A 15,591-nucleotide genomic window follows, 5' to 3' on the forward strand; every position below is an offset into this window, starting at 1 on the left:
CGAGGAGCCCTCAATCAGGGCCAGCGGATGGACCGGTCGATCACGGACGCACGGTAGACCCTGCTCCGGCTCGTTTCGAGGTGGCCGGTCGTCATGGGAGTGGGCGGCGGGGTTGGGTGCGAGGCGGTCACGTCGGGGCGGATGAACTCGTTGGTGTCCCAATCGCTCGGCCCGGGACCTGTCGAGGAGACGATCGGGTCGGGGATGACTTCGACGTCCTTCGTCTCATCCTCCGACCTGCGCCGCAGCTTCCGTCGCAGCGCTTCCAGACCGGTGCCGCGGGCGTGCGCGGGCTGCCCGCAATGATCAACGATGAACTGCCGGTGCGCGGTCAGCCACACGGTGCACGGCCAAGGTCGGCCGCGCGGTGTGCCCTGACAGGAACGGCACCTGCCGTCCTCGTCCGGATCGTGTTCGTCGAGCAGGGCGCGGAGGCCTTCGGTGAGCCGGTAGAGCTCGGTGCGGGCGAGGGGCAGCAGCACTTCGGGGGTGTCGTCCGCGGCCGCCAGGTCCACTCCGTCCAGCCGATCGAGGACAGCTCTTCGCAACGCCGCGTCTGTCACGTCGTCTCCCACCGTCGTTTCGAGTGCGTCGGTGTGGCCGGCGGGGATCGCGGGACGGATGCCCCGCCGACTCCATCGGGTGACATCGGCAGTCGGGGCGCACGCCTGCACGGGCACCGCTCGATGCTCACCCCATCGAGTGGTTATCGATTTGGCTTGAAATTGGCGGCTATGCGGCGGCTCGCGTCTTCGGCAAATGGGCGATCGTGGCCTACACTGACGGTGGCGGCCTGCTCCCGGTGACCCCCAGGCTGGTTGAGCGGGCCGCCCCGTTCGGCTGTGTGAGCCCGTCACCCTTTCGGTGGTCTGAGTTCGCCCCTGCGCCTGAACGGTGTCCCGGATCGTGTTGCGACGACATCCAAACCGACGGGCGTTCGAAGCTGTTGGGAGCGAGGGAACCTTCCTGCCATTCGTGGCAGGAAGGTTCCCTCGCTCGCAGTGCGATCAGCCCAGGACGCTGCTGAAGGGGGTGCTGGTGAGGCCGTGCGCCTCGGCGACCGGCTCGTTGACCAGCTTGCCGTCGTGGGTGTTGAGGCCACCGGCCAGCGCGGCGTCCGCGCGGCAGGCCTGCTGCCAGCCTTGGTCGGCGATGCGCAGCACGTACGGCAGCGTGACGTTGGTGAGGGCGTGCGTCGACGTGTTCGGCACCGCGCCCGGCATGTTGGCCACGCAGTAGAACACCGAGTCGTGCACTCGGTACGTAGGGGCGTCGTGCGTGGTCGGGCGGGAGTCGGCGAAGCAACCGCCCTGATCGATGGCGATGTCCACCAGCACGCTGCCCGGCTTCATCTCGGATACCAGGTGGTTGGACACCAGCTTCGGCGCCTTCGCCCCCGGGATCAGCACGGCACCGATGACCAGGTCGGCGGCCCGTACCGCCTGCTCCACCGAGTACCGGTTGGACGTCACGGTGCGGATCTGGCCGTGGAAGTCGCGGTCGATCTCGCGGAGCTTGTCGACATTGGTGTCGAGCAGCTCGACATCAGCACCCATGCCCATCGCGACGCGCGCGGCGTTGAGGCCAGCGACGCCACCGCCGATCACCACGACCCGCGCCGGGTGCACGCCGGGAACACCGCCCGGCAGCACGCCGCGGCCACCGCTGGGGCGCATCAGCGAATAGGCGCCGACCTGCGGGGCGAGACGCCCGGCGACCTCGCTCATCGGCGCCAGTAGCGGCAGGCCGCCGTTGGCGGTCTGCACCGTCTCGTAGGCGATACCGGTGACCCCGGACTTCAGCATCGCGTCGGTCAGCTCGGCGGAAGCCGCCAGGTGCAGATAGGTGAACAGGACCTGGTCCCGGCGCAGCCGCGGGTACTCCTCGGCGATCGGCTCCTTGACCTTGAGGACCAGCTGGCCTTCCGCCCACACCCCCTCGGCGGTGGGGAGCACCTTCGCGCCGGCCGCGAGGTAGGCCTCGTCGGGGATCGAAGAGCCCGCGCCGGCGTTCGTCTCCACGAAAACGTCGTGGCCGCGGGTGGTCAGCTCGTGCACGCCCGCAGGTGTGATCGCGACCCGGTACTCGTTGTTCTTGATCTCGCGCGGCACTGCGATCTTCACGGCGGAATCCTTTCGTCTCCTGGTGCGCACAACAATCCGCTGCCACTGCGGGGGGCGCATCATTCCCGCCGAATGAGATTGCCCCGCGCGCTTTGTGCTCGCAGCACAAAGCCCGTGGAGCGCCGCTCCCAGCGCGCGAACGGGGCACGGACGGCCGGACCCGGCAGGAAGGTTCCCTTGCCGTCAGCCGTGCTGTGCCCATCGGTCGGCGAGCAGCTGCGCGAACAGCGCGGAGCGGACGTTGGGGTCTTCGAGGTCGACTTCCACGAGTTGGGTGAGCCGCTTCATCCGGTACCGGAAGGTGTTCGGGTGTACGCGCAACTCACGGCTCGCCTGCCGGGGATCGCCGGGGTGGCGCAGCCACGCGTGGAGCGTGGCCAGGTATTCGGTGCCCTGCGTTCGATCGTGCTCGCGCAGCACCGGTAACGGGCCGAGGGCACCGATACCGGCGTCGGTCGCCGCCCCGGCCATCCGGCTGAGCACCAGCAGATGCCAGTTCTCCTCGTACACCGCCACCCGTTGCTGCAGTTGGCCGGTGCGCAGCAGGCCGATCAGCTCCTCGGCCTGCGACCGCGACTGGGGCAACTCGGCGACCGCCACGGCGGTGCCCACCGCGATCAGCGGGCGCGGCGAAACGTCGTGGGACGTCAGCGCTGCCCGCAGATCCGGCCAGCCGCCCGCGCGCCCCCGGTCGGGCACCAGCGCGTAGAGCATGGTGCCGATCTCGGTGACCAGCGGGCGCCGCCCGATTCCGCGCGTGATCCACTCCCACATCGCCAACCGGTGCCCCTCCGCGGGGCTGGCGGACGGGGGCATTTCGATGGCGACGACCCGGTGCGCTTCGGCGGGCACCGCCAGCTCGTTCGCTGCCGCCCGCCAGCCTTCGCCGCCCTCCAGCAGCAGCCGCACCTGCTCGGCGGATCGGCGGCGCTCCCCGTCCGCCACCGCACGCCACCGCAGCAGTTGCAGCGCAACCAGAGGTGCGGTGTCGGCGAACGCGGTGGAGCGCTCTTCGGAGACCTCGCCGGGGACCACGGCCCACATCGAGCCGAGCAGTTCGCCACCCATCCTGATCGGCACCACCAGCCGGGGCAGGGTGCCGTCCTGCTGGGCGGGCACGAAGATCGCCGAACTGCCCTTGCTGAGCTGCCGGAACGTGCCGCGGGCGCGGAACTTGGCGAGCACGTCGTCGGGCTGCCTCCGGCCCATGATCGTCGAGATCCGCGCCGGGTCGGTGAGGTCCTGCCGGGCGGAGTAGGCCAGGACCTGGGAGCGCGCGTCCTCGATGGTGACCGGCGCGTCCACCACGTCCGCCACGGCGTCGGCGAGCCGGAACAGGTCCCCGACCCCGGCGGTGGGCGCGTCGGCCTCCTCGATGTCGGTCCCGGCCAGCGCGGCACGGATCAGCCACACCAACTGCGCCCACGCCGTGCCAGGCCGGACCTCGACCAGCGCCACCCCCGCGTCCCGGGCCGCCGCGGCCACCGCGTCGTCCGCCGAAATCGGCGGTTTGAGCAGCACCGCCGCGGCACCCTTCGCGCCGCAATCCCTCGTCAGTGCCACCGCGTGCTCGCGGTCCGGGATGGCCACGCCCAACACGAGGTCGCCGCCCGCCGCCGTCGGCGGCTGATCGGGTTCGGCGATGACGACGTCCCCGACGCACACTCCCGGTTCCGGGGCGACCACGGTGCGCAGCAGCGTGGGGCCGACCCGCTCGACCAGTGCCCGGATGTCCAGCATCACCGGCCTCCTGAATACCTCGGGCCGCCTCCGGGCGTGGTGGGGGAAGGCATTGACACCAGAGCTGGCCCGTTTATCGTTGCTGAGCACACCGACAATCGCATACCGGCCGTCGACCCCGTGCGGGAGAGACCCTGCAAGCTCACGCCGAGCTCCCAGGGCGCCGAAGGAGCAAGACTCCCCACAAACTCTCAGGCACCCATGACCGTTCGGGCGAGGCAACTCTGGAAAGCGTGCGTCGCATCGACGCTCCACCCACGGTGCAAGCCGCGAGAACTGCGGCGAAGCTCTCAGGTTCCGCAACAGAGGGGGAGGCCCAGCCAAGACGGGCACGAGTGCCCCCCTGACAGCCTTGGAGCCTCCCGGCATGTCCCTGCCTGCGCACCTGCGTTACTCCGAAGAGCACGAGTGGATCGAGGACCGCGACGAGCTGGTCCGCATCGGCATCACCCAGCACGCCGCGGACGCGCTCGGCGACATCGTCTACGTGCAGCTTCCCGAGGTGGGCGCCAAGATCGAAGCGGGCCAGGCCTGCGGGGAGCTGGAGTCCACGAAGTCCGTCAGCGACCTGTTCGCGCCGGTGACCGGCGAGGTCGTGGCGCTAAACGCGTCCGTCGTAGACGACCCAGCGCTGCTCAATGCGGAGCCATTCGGCGACGGATGGCTGCTCGAAGTGCGCCCGACCAGCACCGGTTCGTTGCTCACCGCTGAGCAGTACGCCGAGCTGATCGCGGAGTAGCGGGCCAAGCGAGGTAGGGAGGCGGTCAATGGCGATCAGCGTCTTCGACCTGTTTTCGGTTGGTATTGGGCCGTCCAGTTCGCACACGGTTGGTCCGATGCGTGCGGCGCGGTTGTTCGTGCAGCGGTTGCACAGCGCGGGGCGGTTGCCGCAGGTCGAGCGGATCAAGGCGGAGTTGTTCGGGTCGTTGGGTGCGACCGGGCATGGGCACGGTAGTCCGAAGGCTGTGCTGCTGGGTTTGGAGGGGCACAGTCCGGAGACTGTTGATCCGGCGGCGGTGGAGGGCCGGGTCACCGAGATCCGGGAGTCCGGGCGGTTGCGTTTGGACGGGGTGCAGGAGATCCGGTTCACCGTGGACCGCGACTTGGTCATGCACCGGCGCAAGTCATTGCCGTTGCACCCCAACGGGATGCGGTTCGCCGCGTTCGGTGCCGATGATGCCGACCTGGACAGCGCGGTGTTCTACTCGGTGGGCGGTGGCTTCGTCGTCGACGAGGACGCTACGGGCACTGATCGGATCAAACCGGACGAGACCGCGGTGCGGTATCCGTTCCGCACGGGTGTGGAACTGCTCGCGCGTACTGAGGAGTCGGGGCTGCCGATCAGCGGCGTGATGCTGGCGAACGAGTTGTCCTGGCGTGGTGCGGATGCCGTGCACAAGGAGTTGCTCGGAATCTGGCAGGTCATGCGTGAATGCGTTGACATCGGCTGCCGCAACTCCGGTGAGCTGCCCGGTGGGCTGAAGGTCCGTCGTCGGGCGGCGGAGCTGGCGGCTTCGTTGACCGAGCGCGACGATCCGCTGGAGTGGGTCACGCTGTTCGCGCTCGCGGTCAACGAGGAGAACGCGGCTGGTGGGCGGGTGGTGACCGCACCGACCAACGGCGCGGCCGGGATCGTTCCTGCGGTCCTGCATTACTACACGCGGTTCGTGCCGGGCGCGGATGATGCTGGTGTCGTGCGGTTCCTGCTGGCGGCGGGTGCGGTCGGCGTGTTGTTCAAGGAGAACGCGTCGATTTCGGGTGCGGAGGTCGGCTGTCAGGGCGAGGTGGGTTCCGCGTGTTCGATGGCCGCTGCCGGGCTCGCCGAGGTGCTGGGTGGAACGCCGAGACAGGTGGAGAATGCTGCGGAGATCGCGATGGAGCACAACCTCGGGTTGACCTGCGACCCGATCGGTGGGTTGGTGCAGATTCCGTGCATCGAGCGCAACGCGGTCGCGTCGGTGAAGGCGATCACGGCTGCGCGGATGGCGTTGCGCGGCGACGGCAGCCATTTCGTTTCGCTGGACAAGGTGATCAAGACGATGCGGGAGACCGGCCGGGACATGAAGGTCAAGTACAAGGAGACGGCTCGCGGCGGCCTCGCCGTCAACGTCATCGAATGCTGACCCTGCCTGGCGACCAGCGCGAGCACGGGATCCTTCCTGCCACCATCCGGCGGCCGGTGAGCGCTGCCTCGTGAGCATAGGAACTTTCTCGCTACCACGTGGTTGGCGACGTGGGATGGGAACCTTCTGTCACCGGTCGGCCCGGCCTCGTGAGGATGGGAACCTTCCTGTCACCGGTCTTGGTCGCGGAGCGGCCAGATGCCGTGCACCGGGGTCCAGCCGAGGAGTTGCCGCGCCGCCTCGCTGCTGACGCGGTGCGAGGGCTCGGCTGCCGCGTTCGGGTCGTGGCGGGGCCGCGGGCTGTCGTCCGCGCGGGCCAGGTCGCGGTAGTAGTCGGCGACCCGCACCGGTTGGTCCGCCACGTTCAGCGTCTTGCCCGCGCATCCGCGCTCCAGCGCGGCGACCACCGCGTCCGCGTAGTCGCGGGCGTGCACCATCGACACCCATTCGCGGCCGTCACCGGGGATGGGCAGGTCTCCGGCGCGCAGCCGGGCGCGCTGCTGTTCCTGCACCGTTCCGGGGCCGACGAAGCGCCCGCCACGCAGGATGCTCCACGCGATCTCGTCGGCGGGCAGCTTGCGGACCTGGGTCTCCATCGCCAGGACCGGGCCGACGAGGGTCGCCCGTGCCGGCCGGTGGTCCAGCGGTGCGGCCTCGGTCAGCTGGTCGTCGCCGCCGTCGGCGTAGACCATCGTGATGCTCATCTGCACGAAGCGGCGCACCTCGGCTTCCTGCAACGCCCCGGTCACCACGCCGGTCCCGGCGCTGCGCAGCGCCGTGTTCCTCGCCCAGCCGTCCGGCGCGGTCGGCGTGGCGGGGACGGCGGTAGCCGCGTTGACCACCGCGTCCACGCCCTTGAAGTCCGCCGCCAGCAAGCGTTCCGCCTCCGGGGCGAGCAGCGAGGCGCGGATCCGGCGGACCTCGGCCGGTAGCCGGTCGAGGCGGTCGGGCGCCATGACCGTCACATCGTGTCCTCGGCGCAGCAGCATCGGGACGAGGTGGCGCCCCAGGACCCCGCTGGCCCCGATGGCGAATACGTGCATCGGTTCCCTCGTTTCGTCAGTTCCGCAACGGTTCGGCGAGGTCGGCGGCGAACGACCGGTAGTCGCGCGGCGGGCGGCCGGTGACGTCGTTGATCGCCGTCGTCACCACCTCCGCGTCGCCGGCCCGGTAGGTGGCGTAGAGCTGCAGGCGCGCCGCCACCGCCCAGTCGGGGATCCCGGCCGAGCGCATGGCCGCCGCGACCTCCGCCGGCTCGGCATCCACGTGCCGGATCCGGCGACCGGCCACTTCGGACAGGATCGACGCGACTTCCCGGTAGGTGAGGGCTTCCGGCCCGGTGAGGTCGTAGTCGCCGACAGCGTCCGAGGTCAGCAGGGTCGCCGCCGCGAGCCCGATGTCTCCGACGTCGATCATGCTGACCCGCGCCGACCCGACCGGCAGCACGATCGCGTCGCTCCTCCGGATGGTCGGCAGCCACTGCAGCGCGTTCTGCATGAAGGCGTTGGGCCGGAGCACCGCGTGCGGAAGACCGGAGGCGCGCAGCTCGTCGTCGCCGACGCCGTGCTGGTGGTGGATGCTCGACTCGGCACCGGGGCGCGCACCGAGGGCGGACAGCTTCACCACTCGCCCGACCCCGGCCTCCGCGCTCGCCGCGATCAGATTGCGTTGCAGCACAAGCTGGTCCGGGTGGAAAGGGGTGAGCAGGAACAGCCGGTCCGAGCCGTGCAACGCGCGCAGCGTTGCCGCGCGATCCGTGAGATCGCACTCGACGACCGTCGCGTCGGGCGACAGGTCGCGATTCGGCGAGCCGGGGCGCACCAGCACGCGGGGGCGGTGGCCGAGCCTCACGAGCTCCCGCGTCACGGCGCGCCCGACGACGCCCGAGGCACCTGCGACGGTGATGGTCATGCAGCCCCCAATGCGCGGGCTCCGGCGAGTTCCAGGTCGGCCGGGAGCCGGTCGTCCACCGCCGAGTCCGCCAGCAGTTCGCCCAGCTCCGGGGCGAACTTGAACAGGTTGTGCCCGGCGATCGCGGTTACGCCGGGGGCGTGCCACGCGCGGAGCGCGTCGCTGCCGGCAGGCAGCTTGCTCATGATGCACACCCGGACGCCCACCGGTTCCGGGATGAGCCCCGGCAGGGCGCGTTCGACGTAGCCGGTGACCCGACGGACGTGGTCCTCCATGCCCTCCACGCCGGTCAGCGCGCCGCGCGCGTCGAACGGCACGTCGACGCCGTCGCCGATGAGTCCCAGGACGTACTCGTCGGTGTACGGGATCACCGAGCCGTACACCATTTCCCCGAATTCGCCGGACTTGTCCACCCAGCACGGCGTCGGCGCGCCGCGCAGCTCCTCGCGGATCCGGTAGTGCGGGCGGGCGTGCAGCGCGCAGTCCAGCGGGATGTCCCAGCCGAGGCGGGCGGCCAGGCGCGGCGTGTCGACGCCGGCGCAGAGCACGACGTGCCGCGCGTGGTAGATCGCATCGGCCGTCTGGAACTCGACCTTGCCGTTGTCGAGCACCAGCAGGCTGTGGATGTCGTTGGCGACGATGTGGTCGCCGACCCAGCCGGTCAGCGTCTCGATCACGTGGTCTACCCGCAGCGCCCCGGCCGTCGGGTCCACCAGCAGCGGGCCACCGATCGGCCCGAGCGCGCCGAACACCTGCTCCCGGTCGGCCGCCGGCACGTAGTGGTGCGGTACCTGGTGCGCCTTCAGGCCGAGGGTGTCGTCGGCGGTGGTGCCCAGGTAGGCGCAGCCCTCGGTGCCGACCATCTCGACCCCGGAGCGCCGCTCCCACTCGCGGTAGCCGGCCAGGCCGCGCACCGCGAAGTCGACGATGTGCGGGTCGTCGTGCCGGTGCCGGAAGGTGCGGGAGAGCCCGCCGGATTGACCTGACCCGGGGCGTCGGCCGTCGAAGCACTTCACGTCGGCGCCGCGCCGCAGCAGGGCGTCCGTGGTGGACAGCCCGAGTACCCCGGCGCCGATCACCGCGATGTCCAGTTCCCTCTTGTGCTCAGCCATTTCCCGCTCCTCAGCCGTTGCCGTCGTCTGGTTCTCCTTGCGGCAGCCGGATCCCAGGATGCTTGGCCGGGCCCCGCCGCGACATCACGTGTTCTCGGGAGCCGCGAAGCGAAGATGCCGCCTCGCGCGGGCGAGGCGGCATCTCCAGTAGGGGAGGGGGAAATCGAATTGTCTACAGTGGTCGATTTGAGGTAGGCAGCAGGTCCGCGATATGGCGGGTTCTTGACTTTGAAGCGGCGAAGCCGCTTAGCCCGCCTAAGCAACTTGCACCGCCGCCGGTTCTCAGGCTGTGCCGACCCCGTCGGGGGTTCTTGGCGAGGACAGCCCTGAAGCCGCGTATTGGGCATACGTAAACCGGGATCCCGGAGACCAGGCGGCGTCTGAGGTTCCGTCACCCGCAGCGCTAAGCAAAGCGAGTTCGCACAGTCTTCGCGATCAGCCTTCCACGACCTTGAGTCCGGCTATGCCGACCACGATCAGCCCGAGGAAGGCCAGCCTGGACACCGTCACCGGTTCGCTCAGGAAGAGCATCCCCACCGCAGCGACACCGATGGTGCCGATGCCGACCCAGATCGCGTAGGCGCTGCCGACCGGCAGGTCCTTCAGCGCCACCGAAAGCATACCGAGGCTGATCATGGCGACGGCGATGCCCAGCACCGCCGGCCACACCCGGGTCAGGCCTTCGGCGTGCTTCAACGCCAACGACCAGACGATCTCCAGCAGGCCCGCTACGACGAGGATGACCCAAGCCATTGCTGCTTCCCTTGTTCCAGAAGGTGAACGCACGCCGCCGTCAGGCGTTGGCGCCGGCGTCGACGAGGATGCCGGTGCCGGTGATGTTGCGACCGCCCTCGCCAGCCAGGTACGCGACCGCCGCCGCGATGTCGGCCGGGGCGTTGTAGCGGCCGAGGGCGGTCAGGGCGCGCTCGCCGTCCGCCTCCTCGCCGTCGGCCGGGTTCATCTCGGTGTCGGTGGAGCCCGGGTTCACCAGGTTGACCGTGATGCCGCGCGGACCGAGGTCGCGGGCGAGGCCCCTGGTGAAGCCGGTCAGCGCCGACTTGCTCAGCGAGTACAGGCTCAGGCCGGGGCCGGGAGTCCGGTCGGCGAGGTTGCTGCCGATGCTGATGATCCGGCCGCCCTCGGGCAGGTGCTTGACGGCGGCCTGCACCGCCACGAACACCGCCCGCACGTGGATGCCGACCGTCTCGTCGAACTGCTCCAGCGTCAGTTCGTCGATGGTCGCCCACGGGAAGATCCCGGCGTTGTTGACCAGGATGTCCAGCCGGCCGAACTCCGCGACTGTCTGCTCGACGGCGCTGGTCACGGCCGCTGCGTCGGTGGCCGGGGCCGCGAACGCCGCGCCGCGTCGCCCGGCTCCCTTGATCTTGTCGACCACGCCGTTGGCACGGTCGGCCGAGGTGTTGTACGTGATCGCGACGTCGGCACCGTCCGCGGCCAGTCGCTCGGCGACTGCCGCACCGATCCCGCGGGCACCACCGGTGACCAGCGCGACCTTGCCATCCAAGCCCGTCATGAAGCCCCTCGCTTTTCTGTGTCGAACGATATATAAATGGGTATCATCGCTACCCTCGGGTGTCAACAAGACCGCTGGGAAAGGTGTGAAGCGGTGCGGGATCCGCGCCGTCTTGGGAGGAGGGGAAGCCGATGTCGCCACGTGGGCGCCCGCGCAGCTTCGACCGGGAGGCCGCCCTGCGAACCGCCATGAATCTGTTCTGGGAACGCGGCTACGAGGCCGCGTCCCTGAGCGACCTCACCGGCGCGATGGGGATCAGTTCGCCGAGCCTGTACGCCGCGTTCGGGTCCAAGGAGGCCCTGTTCCGGGAAGCGATCGGGCTCTACAACAGCGCCGACGAAGCGGTCGGCGAAAGGTCGTTGCAGCGGCAGCCGACCGCGAGGCGAGCGATCGAAGCCATGCTGCGCGACAACGCCGACGCATACGTGGATCCGAGCACTCCGCGCGGATGCATGGTGGTGCTCGCGGCCACCAACTGCACTCCGGAGAACGGGCGGATCCGGGATTACCTCGCCGAATGCCGGAGGGACGACTTCCGCGCCGTGCGGGCCAGGTTGGATCGCGGCATCACCGACGGGGATGTCCCGCCCGGTGCGGATCTGGAGACGATCGCCTCCTTCTACCTGACCGTCCTGCAAGGACTGTCCATCCAGGCCCGGGACGGGAGCTCCCGCGAGACCATGCATGCGGTCATCGACTGCGCGATGCTGGCCTGGGACGGGATGGTGGCCGCGCCGGTGGAGAGTCGCGATGGTTCGTTACCGGGCTGAACCGGTGGCCGGGCACCGGTGGGGGCCGGTACCCGGCGCGCGCTCCAGCGGGCGATCAGTGGGACTCGATGCCGTACTTCTCGGTCGCGACGCGCATCGACCGCTCGACGTCGGCCGCGAATTGCCTCGGCGGCGGTGCAGGCTGCCCCTGCACCACTTCCGTGCCCACTTCCAGGAAGAATTTCTCGAATCCGCTCGGCATGAAAAGCATGAGCATTTTAGCGGGGGTGTCGAAAATGTTTTTGAAGCCGTGCGCCGCACCGCGCGGAAGATAAATGAAGGAGCCCGGCTCGGCGATGAATTCGCGATCGATGTCGACGACCTGGAGGCGCCCTTCGACGAGGTAGAAAGCCTCGTCCTCGTTCTGGTGGATGTGCAGCGGCGGACCGCTTCCGGGCGGGATCTCGGCCTCCATTACGCCGATCAGCCCGCCGGTTTCCGCCGCACCGGCCTTGAGCGTGTAGCGGTCGCCGCTGAAGGCCCAGACGCTTCGGCCAGCGCCGGGCGGTACGTGGATCGCCCGGTGGACGATTTCCGGGGTGCTCATGTTGTTCGGACTCCTCTCGACCAGCGGGTGCGTGCTTTCGAGCTTTGGCGATTGGCGGGGTGCGGACATCACGTCATCGCGGGATTCCCGCTGGATCGGCGTTCCCATTGCCATCGCGGAATGTGTCCGAGATCACCGTTGCGCGGGTTGTCCGCGCCGCGCTGGTCCGAACGGTGGCGCGTGCTGCCGCTGCCGAGAATTGGCGGTGCGGGTGGCGTGGATATGCCGTGAAAAGGAAATGGGCGCGAGGTTACGGACTTTGATACCAAAGCGGCGTCGCCTAGTAAAGATCTAACTGTGCTCTCGTTGTGCGGCACTCGGGTGAAGTATGTCCCTTTGCTGTCTTTGGAATTATCGGCCGGGCGCTGATTGTTCAGGTACTGTCGCGTCAGCTATCTGCGTTCGTCCGATGCTGCTCACTGAGGGGAACACACGATGGACACTGATGCGTTACCGCTGATCGGTCGGGAACGTGTCTTGGGGGAATCGCGCGAGTATTTGCTCCAGGTCGCCGAGGGGTCCGGGAACTGCGTGGTGGTGGAAGGCCCGGCAGGCATCGGCAAGAGCCGACTGCTGCAGGAAGTGGTTGCCGAAGGCCACGCGCTCGGCCTCGGCGTCATCACATCGCAAGCTGTCAAATTGGACAAGAACACACCCTTGATCACGTTGCGGTCGCTGTTCCGCTCGTGCCACCTGCTCGGCCCGCAGGTGCCCGCGGGACCGGGCCTGAACACCTCCACGCTGTGGGCGGTGGACCAGATAGGAGAGTTGATAGCGCAGCAGGCCCGCAAACAGCCGATGCTGATCGCCCTCGACGACGCGCACTGGGCTGATGAGGCGACGGCTCTAGCGCTGCGGGTGCTCGTACCCGCCCTGCAATCGGATGGCGTGCTCTGGTATTTCACCCGCCGCCCCTACCCGATTCGCAGCTGCGCGCAGGAAGCGCTGGACTGGCTCATCGGTGAGGGCGCCCAGAAGCACCAGCTCGAACCGCTCTCCGACGACGCGGTCGCGCAGCTGTGCGCCCGGGTGCTCGGCTGCAAACCGGACGCAGCGACCCTGTCCTACGCCGCGCGCAGCGGCGGAAATCCCTTTCTGCTGCGGGAAATGCTGCGCGGGCTGCCGGGGGACGGCCTGCCGGTGCCGCCCGCCACGCTGACGCCGACGTTCTTCGACGCGGTCGGCGAGCGGATGCAGGACCTGCCGGAGGAAACCCGCCGCGCGCTGGACGCGATGACGGTGTTCGGCCGGCCCTTCGGAGTGCACGAGGTCGCGGCGCTGCTCGGGCGCCCGGCGGTGGAGCTGCTCGGCACGGTTGCGATGCTCGTCGACGCCGAGGTTCTGGTGGAGCAGGGCGCGAAGCTGTCCTTCCGGCACGAGCTGATCCGCGACGCGCTCTACTACCGGATGCCGGAGCCGACCCGGGCAACCCTGCACCAGGAAGCCGCTTCGGTGCTCGCCCAGCACGGCCGGTCGGCCACCGAACAGGTGAAGCACCTGCTGCTCAGCGGCGGCGGTTGGATGGACGTGGCGACCGTGGTGAAGCGCGCGGTGCAGGAGATCGCGCCCGCGGCGCCGAACACCGGCGCCGACCTGATCCTCCGCAGCCTGCCGCTGATCGACGAGGGCAGGCCGATCCGCGCGGAACTGGCGGCCGAGGCGGTTCGGCTGCTGGTGCTGGCGGGTCGCCCGGCGGAAGCGATCGAACTCGGCCAGCGCTTCCGCGGCGGTGGGCTGTCGCAGCACACGGAGGCGATGCTGCTCCTCGGGCTCACGGAAGCGCTGCACACCGTTGGCGAGCACTCGCGAGTCCTGGAGCACACGGTGCTCGCCCTGCCCCGCGCGAAATCGGACTCGCTGGTGCGCGCCGAGCTGCTCGCGATGCACGCGCACGGGCTCACCTCGCTCGGCGATCTGGAGGCGGCGTCGGCGGCCGCGACCAACGCGGTGCACGTCGCGAACCGCGCGAGAACGCACGGCGCGCTGGTATGCGGGACAGGCGCGCGGAGCAGAGTTTCCCTTGCGCAGGGCGATATTCCAACCGCCATCCGGTACGCGACCGAAGCGGTGCGGCTCGGTGACCGCGCCGGCGACGTCGGGCGGACCCGGCACCCCAGGCTGCACCTCGCCGCCGCGCTGACCGCAGCCGACCGCCTCGCGGAGGCCGAAGAGGAGCTGGCCAAGGACGAGCAGGACGTCGCCGAACTGGGGACGGTGTGGTCACAGCCGCCGCGCTACCTGTGCCGGGCCGAGTTGCTGCTCGCCGCCGGTAGGCTCAACGACGCCGCGGCCGAGGCGGAAGCCGGTGTGCTGCTGACCGAACAGCTTTCCGCCGAGGCCTTGGCCGTTCCGTTGCTCGCGTTGCGGGCCGTCGTGTCGTTGCGCGCGGATGTGCAGGCCGCCTGGCAGCACCTCAACCGGGCCCAGGAGATCGTGGAGACCGGGCGGCGCCGCCTGCCGGACCTGCTGGTTTGGGCGCGGCTGCTCGCCGAGGAAGCCGAAGGGAACTCGGACGAGGTCCGGCTGGAACTGGTGGAGGTCCTCGACCGGGTCAAGCGCAGCAGCGCGCTGCTGGTCAGCGCGCCGGAGCGGATCCCGGCGCTGGTACGGGTGGCGTTGCGGGTCGACGCCCGCGAGGCGGCGGCACAGGTGGTCGCCTCGGCAACCGAGCTGGCGCGGCGCAACCCCGACGTCGCGGTGCTCCTCGGCGCGGCCGAGCACGGTGCCGGTCTGCTGCGGCGCGACGCTCGTGTCCTGCGCAGCGCCGTCGAGCACTACCGGGCGGGATCGCGGCCGGTAGCGCTGGCACAGGGGTTGGAGGACCTGGCGGCGGCCGAGGCGGACTTGGGCAACTTGGAGAAGGCCGCGGAACTGCGCATCGAGTCCGACTCCGGGTACGTGCGGTGCGACGCGCCGCTGGACGCCGCCCGGGTGCGCGGGCTGCTGGCGCGGACCCCGAACGTCCGGCGGCAGAACACCCGCAAGACGGGCTGGGAAAGCCTGACCCGAGCGGAACTCCGCGTGGTGCGGCTCGTCGCCGAGGGGCTCACCAACCGGGAAGTAGCGAACCGGCTGTACCTATCACCGCACACTGTGGACAGTCATCTCCGGCACAGCTTCGCCAAGCTGGGGATAACCAGCCGCGTCGAGCTGGCCCGGCGGGTGATGACGCACGACAAACCGGCAACTCACGCGAACACGTGATGGCCGGCGGCGGACCGGGCGGGGATGCTGGTGCAGGGTCGGCCGGAAACCCGCCGGAATAGGCGGAAGTCCTTTCCACCGACCGAATCCACCCGATTCCCGTTAGGAGCTGTGGTGTCCACAAACGTAGTCGGACCGGACTTCCTGACCCTGCAGGTGCGCGATCTGGAGCGGGCGCGGCGGTTCTACACCGAGGTCGTCGGATTCTCCACTGTGGAATCCAAGGTGCCCAACGCGGCGGTGCTGGGCGCCGAGCCCATCCGCATCGCGCTGCGCCAGGCCACCATCGACCTCGACGAGGTCGCCAAGGTCGGGCACGGCGTGGTCGTCTGGATCAAGGCGGAGAACCCGGACAAGCTGCACGCGCAGCTCACCTCGGCCGGTGTGCCGATCAGCAAGCCGATCTGCGACGGCTCCTGCGGTCGCGAGTTCATCTTCGAGGACCCCGACGGCTACCTGATCACGATCTACGAAGGCCAGCCCGGATGAGGACTTCGAAGGTGTTCGCCCAGCGGTGCGGGTAGCGG

At 69.6% G+C, this 15,591-nt stretch carries 14 protein-coding genes and 2 riboswitches; of the genes, 5 read left to right on the forward strand and 9 right to left on the reverse strand.

Features of this window, described 5'->3' with window-relative positions:
• Positions 1-14: 14 nt before the first annotated feature.
• The 3 genes from SSPN_RS57465 to SSPN_RS0100290 all read right to left on the reverse strand — a co-directional run bounded on the left by SSPN_RS57465 (position 15) and on the right by SSPN_RS0100290 (position 3,863).
• Entirely contained in the window at positions 15-680 is a 666-nt protein-coding gene (locus tag SSPN_RS57465) for a hypothetical protein (RefSeq protein ID WP_010304890.1), read from the reverse strand.
• Between the two features lie 327 nt (positions 681-1,007).
• Positions 1,008-2,123 carry an alanine dehydrogenase gene (gene ald, locus SSPN_RS0100285; RefSeq protein ID WP_010304892.1) on the reverse strand — a complete coding sequence of 372 codons (1,116 nt, stop codon included), beginning with the start codon at positions 2,121-2,123 and terminating at the stop codon, positions 1,008-1,010.
• Positions 2,124-2,306: 183 nt separating this feature from the next.
• Complete coding sequence (locus SSPN_RS0100290) at positions 2,307-3,863, reverse strand: PucR family transcriptional regulator (RefSeq protein WP_010304894.1); 1,557 nt, start codon at positions 3,861-3,863, stop codon at positions 2,307-2,309.
• Positions 3,864-3,976: 113 nt separating this feature from the next.
• Positions 3,977-4,081, forward strand: a riboswitch (glycine riboswitch).
• A riboswitch (glycine riboswitch) is annotated at positions 4,082-4,179 on the forward strand.
• 51 nt (positions 4,180-4,230) lie between these two features.
• Between SSPN_RS0100290 and gcvH the strand changes: the two genes are divergently transcribed.
• Both gcvH and SSPN_RS0100300 read left to right on the forward strand, forming a co-directional pair.
• On the forward strand, positions 4,231-4,602 hold the full coding sequence (gcvH, locus tag SSPN_RS0100295) for a glycine cleavage system protein GcvH (RefSeq protein ID WP_029534805.1): 372 nt from the start codon (positions 4,231-4,233) through the stop codon (positions 4,600-4,602).
• 28 nt (positions 4,603-4,630) lie between these two features.
• Complete coding sequence (locus SSPN_RS0100300) at positions 4,631-5,986, forward strand: L-serine ammonia-lyase (protein ID WP_010304898.1); 1,356 nt, start codon at positions 4,631-4,633, stop codon at positions 5,984-5,986.
• A 170-nt stretch (positions 5,987-6,156) separates the two neighbouring features.
• Here the strand turns inward: SSPN_RS0100300 and SSPN_RS0100305 are convergent, their stop codons facing one another.
• From SSPN_RS0100305 to SSPN_RS0100325, 5 genes are all read right to left on the reverse strand, one after another.
• On the reverse strand, positions 6,157-7,029 hold the full coding sequence (locus SSPN_RS0100305; RefSeq protein ID WP_010304901.1) for an NAD-dependent epimerase/dehydratase family protein: 873 nt from the start codon (positions 7,027-7,029) through the stop codon (positions 6,157-6,159).
• A 16-nt stretch (positions 7,030-7,045) separates the two neighbouring features.
• Complete coding sequence (locus SSPN_RS0100310; protein ID WP_010304903.1) at positions 7,046-7,897, reverse strand: SDR family oxidoreductase; 852 nt, start codon at positions 7,895-7,897, stop codon at positions 7,046-7,048.
• On the reverse strand, positions 7,894-9,009 hold the full coding sequence (locus tag SSPN_RS0100315; RefSeq protein WP_010304905.1) for an NAD(P)/FAD-dependent oxidoreductase: 1,116 nt from the start codon (positions 9,007-9,009) through the stop codon (positions 7,894-7,896). Before SSPN_RS0100315 ends, SSPN_RS0100310 begins: the two co-directional genes overlap by 4 nt.
• 435 nt (positions 9,010-9,444) lie before the next feature.
• Complete coding sequence (locus SSPN_RS0100320; RefSeq protein WP_010304907.1) at positions 9,445-9,762, reverse strand: DMT family transporter; 318 nt, start codon at positions 9,760-9,762, stop codon at positions 9,445-9,447.
• Between the two features lie 40 nt (positions 9,763-9,802).
• Positions 9,803-10,543, reverse strand: coding sequence for an SDR family NAD(P)-dependent oxidoreductase (locus SSPN_RS0100325; RefSeq protein WP_010304910.1), 741 nt, complete (start codon positions 10,541-10,543; stop codon positions 9,803-9,805).
• 131 nt (positions 10,544-10,674) lie between these two features.
• Between SSPN_RS0100325 and SSPN_RS0100330 the strand changes: the two genes are divergently transcribed.
• Complete coding sequence (locus SSPN_RS0100330; protein WP_010304913.1) at positions 10,675-11,313, forward strand: TetR/AcrR family transcriptional regulator; 639 nt, start codon at positions 10,675-10,677, stop codon at positions 11,311-11,313.
• 55 nt (positions 11,314-11,368) lie between these two features.
• Here SSPN_RS0100330 and SSPN_RS0100335 read toward each other — a convergent pair whose 3' ends face one another.
• On the reverse strand, positions 11,369-11,860 hold the full coding sequence (locus tag SSPN_RS0100335; protein WP_010304915.1) for a cupin domain-containing protein: 492 nt from the start codon (positions 11,858-11,860) through the stop codon (positions 11,369-11,371).
• A gap of 435 nt (positions 11,861-12,295) precedes the next feature.
• On the opposite strand from SSPN_RS0100335, the gene SSPN_RS0100340 reads away from it, so the two are divergent.
• Positions 12,296-15,064, forward strand: a complete 2,769-nt coding sequence (locus SSPN_RS0100340; protein ID WP_010304918.1) for a helix-turn-helix transcriptional regulator — start codon at positions 12,296-12,298, stop codon at positions 15,062-15,064.
• 114 nt (positions 15,065-15,178) lie between these two features.
• Positions 15,179-15,553: a VOC family protein gene (locus tag SSPN_RS0100345; protein ID WP_044573115.1), complete on the forward strand. Its 375-nt coding sequence runs from the start codon at positions 15,179-15,181 to the stop codon at positions 15,551-15,553.
• Positions 15,554-15,591 lie beyond the last annotated feature (38 nt).

Origin of the sequence: Saccharopolyspora spinosa NRRL 18395 (assembly GCF_000194155.1) — a bacterium.
In the GTDB taxonomy this organism is placed as follows: Bacteria; Actinomycetota; Actinomycetes; order Mycobacteriales; family Pseudonocardiaceae; genus Saccharopolyspora; species Saccharopolyspora spinosa.

Excerpts from the sequence above, each read along its gene's own strand:
- SSPN_RS0100290 (WP_010304894.1), bottom strand. The coding sequence starts at position 3,863 with ATGCTGGACATCCGGGCACTGGTCGAGCGGGTCGGCCCCACGCTGCTG.
- gcvH (WP_029534805.1), top strand. The coding sequence starts at position 4,231 with ATGTCCCTGCCTGCGCACCTGCGTTACTCCGAAGAGCACGAGTGGATC.
- SSPN_RS0100300 (WP_010304898.1), top strand. The coding sequence starts at position 4,631 with ATGGCGATCAGCGTCTTCGACCTGTTTTCGGTTGGTATTGGGCCGTCC.
- SSPN_RS0100305 (WP_010304901.1), bottom strand. The coding sequence starts at position 7,029 with ATGCACGTATTCGCCATCGGGGCCAGCGGGGTCCTGGGGCGCCACCTC.
- SSPN_RS0100310 (WP_010304903.1), bottom strand. The coding sequence starts at position 7,897 with ATGACCATCACCGTCGCAGGTGCCTCGGGCGTCGTCGGGCGCGCCGTG.
- SSPN_RS0100315 (WP_010304905.1), bottom strand. The coding sequence starts at position 9,009 with ATGGCTGAGCACAAGAGGGAACTGGACATCGCGGTGATCGGCGCCGGG.
- SSPN_RS0100320 (WP_010304907.1), bottom strand. The coding sequence starts at position 9,762 with ATGGCTTGGGTCATCCTCGTCGTAGCGGGCCTGCTGGAGATCGTCTGG.
- SSPN_RS0100325 (WP_010304910.1), bottom strand. The coding sequence starts at position 10,543 with ATGACGGGCTTGGATGGCAAGGTCGCGCTGGTCACCGGTGGTGCCCGC.
- SSPN_RS0100330 (WP_010304913.1), top strand. The coding sequence starts at position 10,675 with ATGTCGCCACGTGGGCGCCCGCGCAGCTTCGACCGGGAGGCCGCCCTG.
- SSPN_RS0100335 (WP_010304915.1), bottom strand. The coding sequence starts at position 11,860 with ATGAGCACCCCGGAAATCGTCCACCGGGCGATCCACGTACCGCCCGGC.
- SSPN_RS0100340 (WP_010304918.1), top strand. The coding sequence starts at position 12,296 with ATGGACACTGATGCGTTACCGCTGATCGGTCGGGAACGTGTCTTGGGG.